At 64.8% G+C, this 16,281-nt stretch carries 14 protein-coding genes; 9 read left to right on the top strand and 5 right to left on the bottom strand.

Annotation, left to right across the window (positions count from 1 at the left end; genetic code table 11):
* Window positions 1–194 precede the first annotated feature (194 nt).
* From ACSBOB_RS31765 to ACSBOB_RS31755, 3 genes are all read right to left on the bottom strand, one after another.
* Window positions 195–1,355, bottom strand: coding sequence for an acyl-CoA dehydrogenase family protein (locus ACSBOB_RS31765; protein WP_442580002.1), 1,161 nt, complete (start codon window positions 1,353–1,355; stop codon window positions 195–197).
* Between the two features lie 77 nt (window positions 1,356–1,432).
* Window positions 1,433–2,656 carry an acetoin dehydrogenase dihydrolipoyllysine-residue acetyltransferase subunit gene (locus tag ACSBOB_RS31760; RefSeq protein WP_442580001.1) on the bottom strand — a complete coding sequence of 408 codons (1,224 nt, stop codon included), beginning with the start codon at window positions 2,654–2,656 and terminating at the stop codon, window positions 1,433–1,435.
* Between the two features lie 73 nt (window positions 2,657–2,729).
* A complete protein-coding gene (locus ACSBOB_RS31755; RefSeq protein WP_442580000.1) occupies window positions 2,730–3,575 on the bottom strand; it encodes an IclR family transcriptional regulator in 846 nt (281 codons plus the stop codon).
* Window positions 3,576–3,757: 182 nt separating this feature from the next.
* Between ACSBOB_RS31755 and ACSBOB_RS31750 the strand changes: the two genes are divergently transcribed.
* From ACSBOB_RS31750 to ACSBOB_RS31710, 9 genes are all read left to right on the top strand, one after another.
* Complete coding sequence (locus ACSBOB_RS31750; RefSeq protein ID WP_442579999.1) at window positions 3,758–4,771, top strand: ABC transporter permease; 1,014 nt, start codon at window positions 3,758–3,760, stop codon at window positions 4,769–4,771.
* Window positions 4,772–4,788: 17 nt separating this feature from the next.
* Window positions 4,789–5,628 carry an ABC transporter permease gene (locus ACSBOB_RS31745; RefSeq protein ID WP_442583891.1) on the top strand — a complete coding sequence of 280 codons (840 nt, stop codon included), beginning with the start codon at window positions 4,789–4,791 and terminating at the stop codon, window positions 5,626–5,628.
* Window positions 5,625–6,686 (top strand): ABC transporter ATP-binding protein, encoded by a 1,062-nt coding sequence (locus tag ACSBOB_RS31740; protein WP_442579998.1) that lies wholly within the window; start codon window positions 5,625–5,627, stop codon window positions 6,684–6,686. The genes ACSBOB_RS31745 and ACSBOB_RS31740 overlap by 4 nt, the downstream gene beginning before the upstream one ends.
* Complete coding sequence (locus ACSBOB_RS31735) at window positions 6,679–7,713, top strand: ABC transporter ATP-binding protein (RefSeq protein WP_442579997.1); 1,035 nt, start codon at window positions 6,679–6,681, stop codon at window positions 7,711–7,713. The genes ACSBOB_RS31740 and ACSBOB_RS31735 overlap by 8 nt, the downstream gene beginning before the upstream one ends.
* 39 nt (window positions 7,714–7,752) lie before the next feature.
* Window positions 7,753–9,021 (top strand): CaiB/BaiF CoA transferase family protein, encoded by a 1,269-nt coding sequence (locus ACSBOB_RS31730; RefSeq protein WP_442579996.1) that lies wholly within the window; start codon window positions 7,753–7,755, stop codon window positions 9,019–9,021.
* A 283-nt stretch (window positions 9,022–9,304) separates the two neighbouring features.
* Window positions 9,305–9,982 carry a TetR/AcrR family transcriptional regulator gene (locus ACSBOB_RS31725; protein WP_442579995.1) on the top strand — a complete coding sequence of 226 codons (678 nt, stop codon included), beginning with the start codon at window positions 9,305–9,307 and terminating at the stop codon, window positions 9,980–9,982.
* 437 nt (window positions 9,983–10,419) lie between these two features.
* Window positions 10,420–11,220, top strand: a complete 801-nt coding sequence (locus ACSBOB_RS31720; protein WP_442579994.1) for a shikimate dehydrogenase family protein — start codon at window positions 10,420–10,422, stop codon at window positions 11,218–11,220.
* Window positions 11,221–11,381: 161 nt separating this feature from the next.
* Complete coding sequence (gene otnK / locus ACSBOB_RS31715) at window positions 11,382–12,722, top strand: 3-oxo-tetronate kinase (protein WP_442579993.1); 1,341 nt, start codon at window positions 11,382–11,384, stop codon at window positions 12,720–12,722.
* On the top strand, window positions 12,719–13,366 hold the full coding sequence (locus ACSBOB_RS31710; RefSeq protein ID WP_442579992.1) for a class II aldolase/adducin family protein: 648 nt from the start codon (window positions 12,719–12,721) through the stop codon (window positions 13,364–13,366). The genes otnK and ACSBOB_RS31710 overlap by 4 nt, the downstream gene beginning before the upstream one ends.
* Window positions 13,367–13,457: 91 nt before the next feature.
* Here the strand turns inward: ACSBOB_RS31710 and ACSBOB_RS31705 are convergent, their stop codons facing one another.
* Window positions 13,458–14,417, bottom strand: a complete 960-nt coding sequence (locus ACSBOB_RS31705) for an aminotransferase class IV (RefSeq protein WP_442579991.1) — start codon at window positions 14,415–14,417, stop codon at window positions 13,458–13,460.
* Between the two features lie 255 nt (window positions 14,418–14,672).
* On the bottom strand, window positions 14,673–16,280 hold the full coding sequence (locus tag ACSBOB_RS31700; RefSeq protein ID WP_442579990.1) for an ABC transporter substrate-binding protein: 1,608 nt from the start codon (window positions 16,278–16,280) through the stop codon (window positions 14,673–14,675).
* Between the last annotated feature and the right edge of the window lies 1 nt (window position 16,281).

Below are 16,281 nucleotides of genomic sequence, written 5' to 3'. Positions count from 1 at the left end.
GCTCGCCCTGCATCGGGCCGGCCTCCATGCTTGCAATCAGGTCACGGTACGGCGGGCAGGCGGTGCTTTGCAAATGATAATTTATTCGATTTCACTGCAGCGGTACCGATTCCTTTGGGCAGCCACATCCGGCTGCCCGGCCTTGAGCCTGCGCGCAATGCCGGCGGGAATGGTTCTGTCGCGCGGCAGGGGCCTCAGGCCGAAGCCGCCGCTTCCCGGATCATGTTGCGCGCGATCAGGATCTGCTGGATCTGCGTCGTTCCCTCATAGATGCGGAACAGCCGCACGTCGCGATACGCGCGCTCGATCCCGTATTCCTCCATATATCCCGCGCCGCCATGGATCTGCACCGCGCGGTCCGCCACCCGCCCGACCATTTCGCTGGCAAACATCTTGCAGCAGGCCGCTTCGGTCGAGACATTCTCGTCGCGATCCTTGGCCCGCGCTGTTTCCAGCACCATGCAGCGCGCCGCATAGGATTCGGCCCGGCTATCAGCCAGCATCGCCTGGATCAGCTGGAACTCCGCGATGGGCTGGCCGAACTGTTTGCGCTGCACGGCGTAGGCCAGGCTGTCGGCGATCAGCCGTTCCGCCACGCCTACGCAAAAGGCGGAAATGTGAAGCCGGCCGCGATCAAGGACCTTCATCGCCGTCTTGAAGCCCTGGCCTTCCTTGCCGCCGAGGACCGCGGAGACCGGCACGCGGCAGTTCTCGAAGATCACGTCGCAGGTGTGCGAACCGGCTTGCCCCATCTTCTTGTCGACCTTGCCAAGCGACAGGCCGGGCGTTCCGGCCTCCACCAGAAACGCGGTCACGCTGCCCTCCGGCTTGCCCTCGGCCTCGGTGCGGGCGAACACGGTGAACAGGCCGGCATAGGGTGCGTTGGTGATGAAGCGCTTGGTGCCGTTCAGCACATAGCCGTCTCCGTCGCGGCGGGCGCTGGTGCGGATGGAACTGGCGTCCGAGCCCGCCTCGGGCTCGGTCAGCGCAAAGGAGCTGATGATCTCGCCGGTCGCCAGGCGCGGTAGATAAGCCGTCTTCTGCGCCTCCGTTCCGTCCATCACCAGGCCCTGCGAACCGATGCCGTTGTTGGTGCCGATCACCGAACGAAAGGCCGGGGAGGTCAGCCCGAGTTCGAAGGCGATGCGGGCTTCCTCCTCCATGTTGAGGCCGAGCCCGCCGAATTCCACCGGGATGGAGAGGCCGAACAGTCCGAGATCCCGCATCTCCTGCCGGATCCCGTCGGGGATGCGGTCGTTGCGGGCGACGTCAAATTCCAGCGGAACGAGGCGTTCCTTCACAAAGCGGCGGATGGTGTGGAGAAGCTGGTCGAAAATGTCTGCGTCGAGTGCCATGGGCTGGTGCCTGCTACAGGGATCGTTTTGGCTGCCGCGCCGGTCCGCAGGATCGCAGCCGGCACGCGCGGGCCGCCTCACGTCTCGGCATAGCCGAGGGTAAGCATCTCGTTGAGGATCGAAAGGGTCAGTTCCGGCTGCTCCACATAGGGCAGGTGCCCGCATCGCGGGAATGCGTGCAGCCCGACACGGCCAGGCAGCGCGCGGGCATGGGTGAATGGGATGATGCGATCTTCGGTGCCGAAGATCATGCGCACCGGTATCCGCAGCCGCTCCAGGTCGGAGCGGATCGAGAAGGTCTGCGTGCCGTCGCAGAAATAGTGCTGGGCAAACTGGTTCAGCGTCCGCGAAAGGTCTTCGTTCCTGCGCTGCTCCTCCACCACCCGGACGAAGGCTTGTGAGATGACGTTCGGATCGGAGACGAGTTCGTTCAGCCAGGGCAGCAGGCTCGACGCCTGTTTTGCGGCGACGAAGCCCTTCAGGAACTCCAGTCGGATTTCCGGGCCGAGGCCGGCGGGTGCCAGCAGAAGCAGCGACCGCACCGCCACGAAGCCGCGGATGGCCAGCCTGGCGGCGACCGCAGCGCCGAAGGAGTGTGCCACGAGCGTGGTCGCGTCCACGCCCTCCAGCGCCAGTTGCGCCTCGACCATTTCGCAGATGGCGTCCAGGTCTTCGGGCACGACCAGCGGCGATCGTCCATGGCCGGGAAGGTCGATGGCAAGCAGGCGCCCGCCGGGCCGGCCGGCGGCCAGCAGGCTCCGCCAGGCATTGTGGTCGGAGGCGAAGCCGTGAAGGGCGGTGACGGTCCTGGTGCCTTCCCGCTGCAGCCAGGCGGCGTGCAGATGCGGGGTGTGGGTGGCAGATGCCTTCGGCGCCGGGGTGGGCAGGTCGAGGAGGTCGCGCTTCTGGATGCGTCCGCGCGGGCCGGAGCCGCGAATGGCAGAGAGGTCGATCTCGCGCCGTGCGGCGATGCGGCGTGCCAGCGGTGTGGCGATAACGCGCGAGGATGTGGCGGCAGGCGCCGGCGGCGCCACATCCCGCACCGCAACGCCGGTGCGGGAGGCCGCGGGTTTCACCTGGGGCGGGCTGGCCTCGCCGACGGGCTGTTCGCCGGGCAGGAGGATCTGGCCGACAACCTCGCCGACCTGGATCTCGTCGCCGGCCTGGCGGCCATGCACCACGATGCCGGATGCTGTGGCTTCCACCTCCACCGCGGCCTTGTCGTTGTCGATCTCGAACAGCGGGTCGCCCTGCTTGACCGGCGCGCCGTCATCCTTGAGCCAGCGGGCTATGGAGCCCATGTCCGTTTCCAAGCTGACCTTCGGAAAGATGACGGCAATAGGCATTGGACGATTACCCTGCGCCGGCGATCCCTTACTGGGCCGCCCGCGTTATCTGATGTTGACCGGATGGCGGAATAGCGCCCGTCAGGCGACCCTGAAGCTCTGCCAGCAGGTTTTTGAGCTTGGGCGCGAAGCTGGACAGGCATTCGTCGACCGGCGCGAGATCCTTGATGCCGCCGCAGGTGAACGCCACCAGCTGCGAGCCGTCGGTCGGCATGAAAGGCACGCCGACCGCGTTGATGTAGCTGTACCAGTCGCCAAACGAGGTGACGAAGCCGTGGCGGGCATAACTTTCGAGGCCGCGCTCGATGGCGCGCAGGATCGTGTCGCTGGTGGCGGGATTGGCTTCGACGAGCCTGCGGATGACCATGTCGCGCGCCCCCTCGTTCATGGCGGCCAGATAGGCCAGTCCCATCGAGGTCTTCCAGATGGGCAGGTGCGACCCCACATTCAGCCGCAGCGTGACCGGCGTTTCCGGGCGTTGATTTGCGACGTAGACCATCTCGAGGCCGTCCCGCATGCCCATGGCGACGGCTACGCCGGTCTCGACGGCCAGCGCCTGCATCAGCGGCTTGGCCATGTAGACCACCGCGCTGGTGCTCAGCCCGGAATAGCCGAGCGAGACCGTGGCGGGACCGATGCTGTAGCGTCCCAGCGCCGAATCGTAGTTGAGATAGCCGAGACCGAGCAGCGTGTATGTCAGGCGCGATACGGTAGCCTTGGGCAGGCCGGTGCGCTCGATCAGTTCCTGATTGCCGAGAGACGCGTCGGCGGGCGTGAAGGCGCGCAGGATCTGCAACCCCCGCAGCAGCGCCACGGAGTGCTTGCCGCCATCCTGGTCGGACGTGACGTCGACGGGGCTGTTACGCTTACGCATGGTCCTCCCTTCCGACACTCAAGGCCTTTGGGCCTTGCTCACCCTGTTGGTTCCGTCAGGTCGAATCTCGACGCTGCTCAAATTTGGAACTTAATTTCATTTCTATTGACGCGCGTTACCGGCCTTGTCAATATTGTTGCGAGGCATTGCTCCGCCAGAGGGCAACAACCGATGGGACATCGATGCTGAACTACGTCATCCGCCGCAGCATCGCGATGCCCTTCATCCTGCTGGGCATCGTCACGATGGCGTTTCTGCTGACGACAGTTACCAAGGGCGATCCGCTCACGGCCATCGTCAGCGAGCAGCAGATGAACAATCCCGAGATCGTTGCGGCGGCGAGGCAGCGTTGGGGCCTCGATCGCAGTCTGCCGGAGCGGTATGTGATCTATGTCGGCAACTTGCTGAAGGGCGACATGGGGACGTCTTTCGTCACCCGCCGCCCGGTCTCGACCGACCTGATGGCGCGCCTGCCAGCGACATTCGAACTGGTCATTTCCGCCATGGTCATCGGCAGCGTCGTCGGCATCGCCCTCGGGCTTCTCGCTGCCTACTATCGCGACTCGGCCATCGACCAGGGTGCACGCCTTTTCTCGCTGTTCGGCTCCTCCGTGCCGATCTTCTGGCTGGGCCTGGCGCTGCTCTACCTGCTCTCGGTCCAGTATCAGATACTGCCGGGGCCGGGGCGCATTAATCCGCGCATGACCCCGCCGCCGGTCGTCACGGGTTTCATGACGATCGATACGCTCCTGGCCGGCAATATGGCCGCGTTTCGTGATGCGCTGGCCCATCTCGTCCTGCCCGCGGCCGTTCTTGGCTGGACGGTAGCGGGAACCATTTCCCGCCTGGTTCGCGCCTACATGCTGGAAGTCATGGAGCGCGAGTTCATCCTGACCGCGCGCGCAAAAGGTGCGGGCGAGTTGCGCGTCGTCCTGCGCCATGCGTTCCGCAACATCCTTGTGCCGGTGCTGACGGTCATCAGCTACTCCTTCGCCTATCTGATCACCGGCGCGATCCTGACGGAGACCGTCTTCGCCTGGCCGGGCGTCGGCAGCTATGCCGTCACCGCGGCGCGGTCGCTGGACTTTCCGGCCATCATCGGCGTGACCATCGTCGGCGGCGTCATGTTCCTGGTCACCAACCTGCTCACCGACATCGCCTATGTGATGGCGAATCCGCGCGTGCGCCTGAGCTGACGGAGACCGCAGTGGCCATCGCTCAAAGAGTATCGACCCGGTTCAGCCTTCCGTCATGGGCCACGCCAAGCTTCATCATCGGCGTCGTCGTGCTGCTTTTCTGGCTGGTCGCAACGCTGTTCCCCTCGCTGATCGCGTCGCACGATCCACTTAGTCTTGCAGGTCGCCGCCTGCAGCCGCCCAATTCCTCCTTCCTGCTCGGCACCGATGCGCTGGGCCGCGATGTCCTGTCGAGGACAATCTATGGCGCGCAGCATTCCCTGCCGATCGCTTTCATCGTGGTGGTCAGCGCCGTGCTGATCGGCTCGGCGGCGGGTGCAATCGCCGGCTACAGAGGCGGCCTCGTCGGCGCCGCGATCATGCGGCTTGTCGACGTCACGCTTTCCTTTCCTCCCATCCTGCTGGCGATGGCTGTCGCCGCTTCGCTCGGCCCCGGCCTCGGTAACGCCGCGATCGCGATGGTCGTCGTATGGTGGCCGGTCTATGCGCGGCTGATGCGCGCGCAGGTCCTCGAGGTGCGCGAGCGGGAGCACGTCGAGGCCGCCGTCGCGGCCGGCGCCGGCAACTTTCGCATCCTCACCAAACATATTCTCCCGCTTTGCTGGACCCCGGTGCTGATCAGCGCGACGATGGATCTGGGGCAGGTCATCCTGCTTGCCGCCTCGCTGAGCTTCATCGGTCTGGGTGCCACGCCGCCCACTCCGGAATGGGGTGCGATGATTTCCGATGGCGCCACGTATTTCTACAACTGGTGGATCGCGCTCGGACCGGGCCTGGCCATCCTGACGGCGGTTCTCGGCTTCAATTTCATCGGTGACGGCCTGCGCGACTACTTTGACCCGAGGTCCTCGAAATGATCGCCCACGCCACCAGGCTTGCAGAAACGAGCAGCGAGCCGCTGTTTCGCGTTCGCGGCCTCAGGGTCGGGTTTGCGGGAGCGGGGGGCAGCCTGCTGGAGGCGGTGCGCGGCCTCGATTTCGATCTTTCACGCGGCGAGGTCTTGGGTATCGTGGGCGAGTCCGGCTCGGGCAAGTCGCTGGCCATGCTGGCCTCGCTCGGACTGCAGGCGCGCAGCGCCGTGGTCAGCGGATCGGTCGTCTTCAAGCAGAAGGAACTGGTCGGCAGCCCGCGCAAGGAGATGCGGCGGCTGCGTGGATCGCAGATCAGCATGATTTTCCAGGATCCATTGTCGTCGCTGAATCCGGTCATGACCGTTGGTGACCAGATCCGCGAGGCGTTGTTCCTGCACCAGCGCGGGCTGAGCACGGCCAAGGCCACCGAGCGGGCGATCGAACTGATGCGACTCGTCGCCATCCCGCAGCCGGATCGGCGGCTCGCGCAGTATCCGCACGAGTTCTCCGGCGGCATGCGCCAGCGCGTGATGATCGCAATGGCGATCGCCAACAATCCCGAACTGCTCGTTGCAGACGAGCCCACCACGGCGCTCGACGTCACCGTGCAGGCGCAGATCATGCTCATGCTGCGCGAACTCAAGGAAAAGCTCGGGCTCGCCCTCGTCCTGATCACGCACGACCTCGGCGTCGTCGCCGGCCACGCGGATCGTGTCGCCGTCATCTATGCCGGCCGGGTCGTCGAGGAGGCGAAGGTTGGCGAGCTTTTCGCCAATCCGCGGCACCCCTACACACGCGGCCTCATCGCCTCGATCCCCGATCTGCGGGGTTCGCAGGGCAAACTCTATTCGATTCCAGGCACGGCCCCCGCGCTGGGGCAACTCCCGCCGGGCTGCGCCTTCCATCCGCGATGCAGTTACGCACAGGATATCTGCCGGCAGGTGGAACCGCCGGAGATCAGCTTCGGTGCGCATCGCTCGGCCTGCCATTTCGCTGCAGACCTGCCGGCATGGACGGGCGGCGCAAGGGCCGCCGAAACGCTGGAACCCGCCCACAATGGCTGAGACGATGGATAGTCGGCCCGATGCTGCGGGCGAGAAGGTCGCCCTTTCGGTGAGGGGCCTGCGGAAAGTGTTCCCCATAATGGGAGGCGCGGTGATCCGTCGCGAAGTCGGCCAGCTCAAGGCCGTCGACGACGTGTCGTTCGACCTCAAGCGTGGCGAAACGCTCGGCCTTGTCGGCGAATCGGGCTGTGGCAAGTCCACACTGGGGCGCTGCCTGCTGCGGCTGATCGAGCCGACCGCGGGCAGCGTGGAGGTGAACGGCGTGAACGTGGTCGCGCTCGGCGCGGCCGAGATGCGCCAGATGCGCCGCCATCTGCAACTGGTGTTCCAGGATCCCTACGGCTCGCTGCATCCGCGCATGCGCATCAAGGACAACATCGCCGAGCCGCTGCGTATAACCGACATGACGCGCGCGCAGCGCGGCGAGCGGGTGCTGGAGATGCTCGATCTCGTCAGCCTGCCTGCCGCCTATGGCGAGCGTTATCCGCACCAATTGTCGGGCGGTCAGCGGCAGCGCGTCGTCATCGCCCGCGCGCTGGCCCTGAAGCCGGAAGTCCTCGTGCTCGATGAGCCGGTCTCGGCGCTCGACGTTTCCGTTCAGGCGGGGGTGCTCAACCTGCTGCGCGAGATACAGGAGAAGATGCGGACGGCCTATGTCTTCGTCGCCCACGATCTGTCCGTCGTGCGGCACATCTCGCATCAGGTCGCGGTGATGTATCTCGGGCGCTTCGTCGAGGTCGCTCCGGCGGGCAAGCTCTACGCCCGGCCGCTCCATCCCTATACCCAGGCATTGATGTCGGCCGTTCCCGTCGCCGACCCCGCTCTGGAGCGCAATCGCAAGCAGATCCTGCTGCAGGGCGACGTGCCCAGCCCCATCGACCCGCCGTCGGGATGTCCGTTCCGCACGCGCTGCTTCAAGGTGCAGGACAAGTGCGCCGAGATAAAGCCGCCCCTCGTCGAGATCGAGCCGGGGCATCACGCCGCATGCCATTTTCCAGGACCGGTCGACAGCGCGCTCGCGGGCTGACCGCGGGCCGATACCTTTTATGCAAGGATCCGAAGACCGATGTCGAATATCGCTGATGGAGGCAATGCCGGCGCTCCGCTATCCGCCGGGCTGCCGCTTGCCGGGATAAAGGTGCTCGATCTCTCGCGCGTCCTGGCCGGGCCTTGGGCAACCATGAGCCTGGCGGATCTCGGCGCCGAGGTCTGGAAGATCGAGAACGTCGACGGCGGCGACGATACCCGCGCCTGGTCGGTTCCAAGCTATAAGGGTGTCAGCACCTACTACCTCTGCGCCAATCGCGGCAAGTCGAGCATCGCGGTGAACCTCAAGGACCCGAGGGGGCTGGAGATCATCCATCGCCTGGCGGCGAAGGCCGACGTCGTCGTCGAGAACTTCCGCCCCGGCACCGTGCAGCGCCTGAAGATCGACTACGAGACCCTGAAGGCTCTCAATCCTCAGATCATCTACTGCTCGATCTCCGGTTACGGCCAGACCGGCCCGGAATGGGACCGGCCGGGTTATGATTTTGTTGTCCAGGCCGAAAGCGGGCTGATGTCGATTACCGGCCCGGTCGACGGCGAGCCGCAGCGCATCGGTGTCGCCATGACGGACATCATCGCCGGCATGGTGTCGGTGCAGTCCGTTTTGGCGGCGCTCTACCAGCGGCAGCAGACCGGGCAGGGCCAGTATGTCGACATCTCGCTGCTGGAATGCGCGTTGAACACACTGATCAATGTGGGGAGCGGCTATCTCAACGCCGGCGTCATTCCGCGCCGTTACGGCAATGCTCATCCGAACGTCGTTCCCTATCAGATCTGCGAATGCTCGGACGGCAGCTTCGCTCTGGCGGTGGGCAACGACAAGCAGTTCGCGATCCTGTGCGAAAGCATCCTGGATCTTCCCGAACTGCCGAAGAATCCGCTCTACACGACGGCGGCAGCCCGCGCCGTCAATCGCGACGGGCTGCTTGCCATGCTGGGAGAGGTCTTCCGCAGCAACACGCGCGGCCACTGGATGCAGGCGTGCCTGCGCCATGGCGTCCCGGCCGGCGAGGTCAAATCGGTGCCGGAAGCGTTCGAAAGCCCGACCGTCCAGGCGCGCGGCGTCGTGCAGACGCTGCAGAGCGATCATCTCGGCCCGGTCTCGCTTGTCCGTCCGGCTCAAGGTCTCAGCGCCCAGCGCGACGCTCGCTACAAGGCGCCGCCCATGCTCGGCGAGGACACGGCGCGGGTACTCGGCGAGGTGCTCGGATACGGCCCCGACGAGGTCGAGCAACTCGTCCGCGGCGGCGTCGTCCAGCAATATCCGGCCGCGCCGGCGGCGGACTGACGCATGCGGGAAACACCGTCGCGTCGCCGCCGCCTTCGGTGAAAGCGAGGGGCAGCCGTAGGACTCCTGACGTTTCTGTGACTCGCTCTACGACCGCGTCAGCCGCGACGCCGCCCTCAACGACAATGAACGGCTGCTTGTGGAGACGCCGCGGAGAAACACGTAAGCCGACGGTTTCCGGTTGCGCACGCGGCCCGGCACGGGCCATGCGGGCCGGATCGCCGACTTGACCTTTGCGGGGGACTGGATTTGTTTCGGTTCCGGCTGCCATTGCGAGATGATCATGAACGACGACATGGACGAGGCACCGGCCGGCGAGCGGCCGTCAAAACGCATCGTCGCCAGACAGCCGCAGCGCAGGCCCGGACAGGTGCGGTTCCGCAAGCTGCTGGAGGCGGTGGATCAGCTGCTCGAAACCAATCAGGTGCAGGACATCGGCCTTTACCAGATCGCCGCGCAGGCGAAGGTTCCCAACGCGTCCGTCTACCACTTCTTCCCGAGCGCGGAATCCGCGCTGCTGGCGCTTGCCGAAGTGCATCACAATGCCCTTCTGGAACTCTCGAACCTGCCCTTGCCACAGCGTCCGACACGCTGGCAGGAGCTTTTCCGCCAGAAGATGACGGCCGCCGCGCATTACCACAACGCCCACCCCGCCGCGCTGCGTCTGTTTTTCGGCGCCAACATCAGCGTCGAGATCAAGAGCGCCGACGTATCGCAATACCACCGTCTCGTGGATGCCCGGTCACGGATGCTGAACGACTATTTCCAGATGCCGGTCATTCCGGACTGGGAGCGCCGCCTCGCCACCTACTTCGCCATAATCGACGGCGTCTTTTCCATCTCCTACATCGAGAACGGCTTCATCCGCGACGACTACATCGCGGAAGCGCATCTGGCGGGCGTCGCTTACCTTCGCTGCTATCTCCCGGAGATCATTCCGCCGCGCGAATTGGCTGGCTGAACAGGCCGCGATCGCCGTAGCCTGGAGCGACAGGCAGATCATGAAGCCGTCGCAGCATTCCGCTTCGAAGAAATTCTGCAGATGGTCGGCAATCATGGTGGGCGTGCTGACGAGCTGCGGCGTCATCTGGCCGGTCGCCCAGGCCAGATGCATTTGCCGTTTTGACATGGAGCATGGTCCTCTTGAGGGGAAGGAATACACTCGTTTACGGATAGGCTTACAAATAAACTTATCCATTATAAACTGACTTCTGTAGGCTGCCGGCGCGAGGCGTGGCCTCTTTCCCTGATCCAGTGCATATGGCCGTGTTTATAGGTGATTGCCGGGACCGGGGCGGCTAGCCGGTGCTTGGCCTTTTGATGGTTCGATCACCATGGACTGCTTGATTTAACCGATATTGATCATGTTAATAGCGAAGGCATGGTGGGAGGACGCGGATGGACGCTCGACGCATTACCGGGCAAACCAGCATCATGCTGCTCATGGCGGACCCGGTCGGGCACGTCGTCGGCACGGAGAGCATCACCGCCTTCATGCGCGCTCACGGCCACGATTTCGTCTGCGTGCCCGCCCATGTCGGCGCGGACGACCTGCCTTTGATGATCGACGCCTTGCGCAAGCTGAAGAACTGCGTCGGTTCCGGTGTCACCATTCCTCACAAGATACCCGTCGCCGCCTTACTCGACGATCTGACGCCACGGGCGCGCCTGATCGGCAGCGTCAACTACATCCGGCGCGATCCGGACGGGAGGCTGACGGGCGAGAATGTGGACGGCAGCGGCTTCGTGCAGGGCGCCAGGGAAGCGGGTATCGATCTCGCAGGCCTTCGCGTGCTCATGGTTGGCGCCGGCGGTGCCGGTCGCAGCCTGGCTTTCGCCCTGGCCGAGGCGGGCGTTCGCGAACTCGTCATTGCCAACCGCGACGTGGAAAAGGCGCGGGGCCTCGCTGCGGCGGTATCAGTTGCCTACCCCGCCGCGTCCCTGCGTGCGGGGGAGGCCGATCCCACCGGCTTCGACATGGTGCTCAACGCCACGTCGCTCGGAATGCGCGGCAAGGATGGCGGCGATCCGGTCGATTTGGAAATGCTTTCGGGCGGAATGATTGTTGCCGACATCGTCATGGTCCCCGAGAAGACCAGGTTGCTTGAGGCCGCCGAAAGGAAGGGATGCCGCCTGCTCTACGGCCGCCAGATGATGGACGGCCAACTGGCCCTGCTGCGGGCGTTCCTGGGGCTTTGATGTCGCGGCATGGCACGGTGGCGGCCGGGGCGTTTGTTGTCTAGAGAGGCCGGGCAACGTGTCGCGACGCAGGCGGACGATGCGACAGATCCGTTGCTGGTGCGGGTCTGGCGTGGTCGAGGCCGGGCGATGTCGTCCGGCGAGTTTGGGAGCTGACGAGAGTGGCCGTGGAGAGAGAACGCCCGTTGCTGTTCGGCGCGATTGCCGATGACCTGACCGGCGGTGCGGAACTGGCGGCGATGATGGTCGCACGTGGCATGCCGACTGGATTTTCCACCAGCGTCGAGAGCGATATCGATCGTCTTTCGCTCGCCCATGTCATCGCACTGAAGGTGCGGGTGGTCCCGGCGGCAACAGCGGTGGAACAGGTGCTGGCGGCCGCCAGGAAGCTGCTCGAAGCGGGCTGCGAGCTGATCTTCTTCAAATACTGCGCCACCTTCGATTCCACACCGGACGGCAATATCGGCCCTTGTGCCGAGGCGTTGGCGGATCTGCTCGGCGCGCGCTTCACATTGTTCTGTCCGGCGCTCTGCGAGACGGAACGCACGGTTTTCCAAGGCTACATGTTCGGGGGTGCGCAGATCCTTGCCGAATCGCCGAAGCGCTTCGACCCGCTGACGCCGATGACGGATTCCAACCTCGTCCGCGTTCTCGCCGCGCAGACCCGTCGCGCCGTCGGCCTTGTCCCGCATCCGGTGGTCGACCGGGGGCCACAGGCGATCCGCGAGCGCTGTGACAGGCTTGCCGCCGAGGGCATCCACTTTGCGATAACCGACACGATCTACGAGCGCGATCTCGCCGCCATTGCCGAGGCGGCGTCGGACATGCCGCTGCTGACCGGCAACGCGTCGGTCGCAGCCCATCTCCCTCCGGCATGGAGGCGTGCCGGTCGCCTGACCCGCGCCGACGTTGCGGAGTTGCCGGGCGTCGACGGGCCGGCGGCGATTCTGGCTGGCAGCGTCGCGCCGCGCACGGCGGACCAGCTGGCGGATTTCGGCCGCGACAACGAGGTCGTGACGATCGATCTGTCGGAAGTGCTGGCGGGCGTCGATGTGCTCGGCGCGACGCTGGCGACAGCCAGGCGGGCGATCGATCGGGGCAGGCCGATCGCGATCGCCACCATGGCTCCGCAGGAGGAGGTCGCGCGCCTGCAGCAGCAGCGCGGACGCGACGTCGTGGCGCGGGCCGCGGAGGACTTCCTCACCGCTGTGGCGCAGCGGCTGATCTTCGACTGCGGCGTCCGGCGGCTGATCATAGCCGGGGGCGAAACCGCTGGGGCCATCGTTCCCAAGCTGCCGATCTCCCGTTTCCTGCTCGGCCCGTATCAGGGGCTCGGCACCGGCCGCATGGTCGCGAAAATGCCGTTCAGTGTCGCCATGATGCTCAAATCCGGAAAACTCGGCGGACTGGATATCTTCTCCACGGTGCTTGAGGAAATGCGTCGGCCGGTCAGTACGCCGCCTTATCTCGATCAGTGGCCACCTCGAGCGGGAATGCTATGACCCTTCACCAACAGACGCGGCAGTCTCTGGTCGACGCCACCCGCCATATCGCCTCGAAGGGGCTCAACAGCGGCACGTCGGGCAACATCAGCGTCAGGCTGGAAAGCGGCATGCTGATAACGCCGACAGGAATTGCGCCGGGCGTGCTCGACGCTTCGATGATGGTGGAGGTGGCGCCGGACGGCAGCTGGAGCGGGACCACGCGTCCTTCCAGCGAATGGAACATGCATATGGCCATCTACGAGGCCTTTCCGCAGGCCAAGGCGGTGGTGCATGCCCACCCGGACCACTGTGTGGCCCTGTCGTGCCTGCGCGAAGCCCTGCCGCCCTTTCACTACATGATCGCTTCCTTCGGTGGCGACGATGTTCCGTGCTCGGATTATGCGCCGTTCGGCACGGCGAAGCTGGCGGAGGCTGCGGTGCGTGCGCTGGCCGCGCGCAACACCTGCCTGCTGGCCAACCATGGCATGATTGCCTATGGGCCCGACCTCGCCACCGCCGTGGCGCGGACCGAGAAGCTGGAGACGCTGGCCAGGCAGTACCTGCTCGCCAAAAGCGTCGGCCGCCCGGTGATGCTCAGCGACGACGAACTGGGCGTGGTCAAGAGCCGCTACAAGACCTACGGCCAGCAGGACCTGAAATAGACGGTTCGGCGGAGCGGATCGCGCCGCTTCGGCCACATGGTCGCGTACTGCCGTCCGATACCGGCGGACGGCGCCGCCGGCATGGAGCACATCAATAGTTGATGGCGAAGCTCAGCATCGGATCGTAGTGGGCTTCCCAATAGGCCTTCCAGATCGCCCTGCTCAGCGGGCCGACCTCGCCGTTGCCGATCGGCACGCCGTCCAGCTTTGTGATCGGCATGACGCCGCCGGCCGTGGTGACGAAGAGCAACTCGTCGCAATCATAGGCGGCGCTGACAGGTACGTCCTCGACATGGCACTCGATGCCCTGCGCCCTGGCGACTTCGAGCACGGTCTTGCGGGTAACGCCTTCGAGCACGCCGCGCTTCGGCGTACGCAACACGCCGTTCTTGATGATGCAGACGTTGAAGCCCGACCCTTCCGTGAGGTTGCCGTCACCGTCGGTCAGGATCGGATAGTTCGCGCCCCGGTCTCGCGCCTCGAATATGCCACGCACGAAGTCGCCCCATTGCAGGTTCTTGACGGTCGGGTCGATGGCGCCGGGCGGGACGCGGCGGACGTCGCGGGCGATGATTGCCGAACCGCCGGTCTTCTGCATTTCCTCGCCCATCACCCACAGGAAGGGCTGCATGATGAGATAGAGATTGTTCTCGATTTCCTCGGGGCTGTACTGGCGGATGAATTTGAGGCCGCGGGTCACGATCATGCAGACATAGGCGTCGCGGATGCCGCTTTTCGCGGCCATTTCGACGAGCTTCTGGCGGATGCTGTGACGGTCAAGCGGGCTGCGCAGCCGAAGCAGCTTCATGCTTCGCTCGAACCGGTCGAGATGATCGTCGAGGCGGAAGAAGCGGCTGTCCCAGATGGAAGGGACGTCATATGTCAGGTCGGAATGCAGGAAACCCTGGTCGAGTATCGGGATCCTCGCTTCATGCAGGGGATAGAGATCGCCGTCGATGTAGGCGACGCCCTGCGCCAGCGGATTGGTGCCTGCTTCCAGCTCGCCAACACGTTTGCGGTAGTCGTTGAAAATGAAGTCGGTGTAGGACACCTGGCTCTCCTGGCTGAAGCCGATCTTGTCGGTTGCTGAACCGTGAATTCAAGTGACTGATTTATCGAGGATAATCAGGGTTCTTGCCTGCAAGGTGGTTGGGCTGTGCATCTCGCATTTCTTGCCGGCGGTCCATGCCTTGCCGCCGCCGCGTTGCGCGCCGCGGCAGGCCGGCCTCAGGGGCCAGGCCTGTCGCGGCCGCATGGAAACGAGGCCCCTTGCGGGGCCTCGGGCAAGCATCCGTTGGCGTTGACCTCAATCGTCGATCGAGATCTCGTACAGCGGAATGTTGGAGCTCGGCGAATTGCGGACGCCGTGAACCTTGCTGCCGTAGGCGAGGATGGTGTTCGGGCTGATCATCGGGATCAGGACGTTCTGCTGCCGGATCTTCTCGCCGATGTCGAAGTAGATCTTCTCGGCCTCTTCCGGTGTCGACTTCAGCGCGTCGGCCAGCAATCCCGGTACTTCGGGAAGCAGGAAGGACGGGTCGCGCTCGGCTCCGCCACGCTTCGCCCAAGGCGAATCCGGCGCCAGGCCGAAATAGCCCACATATTGCGAGGTGCCGTAATAGTCGGGTGCGAAGAACACGAAGGAGATCGGAATGTGATCCTTCGTCGCCAGTTCGCGCCAGTTGGGGAACTCGACTGGCTTGAGGTCCAGCTTGATGTTCACCTTGGCCAGATCCTGCTGGATCTTCTGCATGGCCAGGTTGAAGTCGACGCCATAGACGTTGAGGTTCGGATAGGTGGCGTCAAGCGTGAAGCCGTCGCCATGCCCCGCCTTGGCCAGGATCTCCTTGGCCTTTTCCGGATTGTATTCCGGGATCGGGTGATTGGCGCCGCCCGGGAAGGCCAGCGGGAACGGCACCGAGATCAACTGGCCGTTGCCCTCGCCCAGCGTGAACTCGATGAGTTCCGCACGATTGACGGCGATCGAGATGGCCTCGCGGATATCGTTCGTCATCGGGAACGGGTTGGCGACGGCTCCGGGGCTGATCGTCAGGTAGACGAAGTTGTTCGACGGTGCGGACTCGACCTTCACGTCCGTGCCGGTCAGCGTCTTGGCCGTCTCCGGGTCGATGTTCAGCGCCACGTCGGCCTGCCCGTTCTGCAGCAGTTGCGCCTGGGCGACCGCGTCGCCGACCTGGCGGATGACGACCTCGTCGACCTTCGCCGGCGCGCGCCAGTAATTCTCGTTGCGCTTCAACCTGAGTTCCGCACCCGGCTGATAGGAATCGAGCACAAACGCACCGCCGCCGGCGGAGTGGGCCATGAACCAGGGCTCGGCCTGGTCCGACTGCGCCGCGTCCTCACCCGCGACCGCCTTGGCCTCGGCCTCGGCGACATCGCTGTTGACGACGCCGAAGTAACTGGCGGCTAGGAGGTTGAGCAGCTCGGAATTCGGCACGGTGGTCTTCACCACCACCGTGCCGGCATCGGGGGCTTCCACGGAGGCGATGGTTTCGGTCAGGCCGGAGGGGCTGCCCTTGATGTTCTTCAAGCGCTCCCAGGACCACTTGACGTCCTTTGCTTCCACCTTCGAACCGTCGGCGAAGGTCGCCTTCGGGTTCAGCTTGAAGGTGAAGCTCGTCTGGTCCGCGTTGGCTTCCCAGCTCTCGGCGACCAGCGGCACCAGCTTGTTGTCGGCGTCGAGCGTCAGCAGCGCGTCGTAGACCGCGGCATTGTAGATCATGCAGGTGTCGCACCAGCCGCGGGTGATATCCAGCGAGTTGACGTCCATGTCGCGGGCGATGACCAGCGTCTTGGCTTCGGCTGGAATCGCGATGGCGCCCAGACCCATCAGCATAGTCGCCGCCGCGAGACCCTTCAGTCTCGAAAGGCGATCAAAGTTCCCCATTTTCATT

It is taken from the genome of Mesorhizobium sp. KACC 23794 (assembly GCF_052180275.1).
GTDB lineage: Bacteria > Pseudomonadota > Alphaproteobacteria > Rhizobiales > Rhizobiaceae > Kumtagia.
This window is presented reverse-complemented; position numbering and strand designations above follow the sequence as displayed.